Raw genomic sequence first — 629 nt, forward strand, 5'->3', positions numbered from 1 at the left:
GGCTCGATGCTCAGGCCCGGGAGTTGTTCCAGCACGCGCCAGTCGCTGCGCTGATGGTTGAACATCACCTGGAACAGCGGCGTGTGGCTCAGGCTGCGTTCGGGACGCAGGGCATCTACCAGTACGTCGAAAGGCAGGTCTTGATGCGCCTGTGCGTCGAGCGTCGTCTGGCGGGTTTGTTGCAGCAGCGCTTCGAGACTTGCTTCGCCATCGATCTCTGCACGCAACACCTGCGTGTTCACGAAGAAGCCGATCAAGCCCTCCGTCTCCACGCGATGTCGGTTCGCCACCGGCACGCCGATGCGGATATCTTCCTGTCCCGTATAGCGATGCAGCAGCGCCTGGAACGCCGCAAGCAGCACCATGAACGGCGTCGTGGACGTACTTTGCGCGCGCGACTTCACCGCTTGCGAAAGCGCTTCAGGCATCTTCAGCCGATACCGCGCCGCACGATACGATGCATTCGCCTGACGCGGCGAGTCGGTGGGCAGTGCCAGCACCGGCTGTGTATCGCCCAGCGCCTTGCGCCAGTAGGTCAATTGCTGCTCGCGCTCGCCTGCTTCCAGCCAGTCGCGTTGCCATGCCGCATAGTCCGCGTATTGCACCGGCAGCGCCGCCAGCTTCAACGG

1 protein-coding gene is annotated in these 629 nt (G+C 63.4%); it reads right to left on the bottom strand.

Annotated elements, in window-relative coordinates:
- Positions 1 to 629: condensation domain-containing protein (locus QCE64_RS36465; protein WP_310009227.1), on the bottom strand; the 629-nt coding region annotated here is incomplete at both ends.

Origin of the sequence: Caballeronia sp. LZ043, assembly GCF_031451075.1 — a bacterium.
Classification (GTDB): domain Bacteria; phylum Pseudomonadota; class Gammaproteobacteria; order Burkholderiales; family Burkholderiaceae; genus Caballeronia.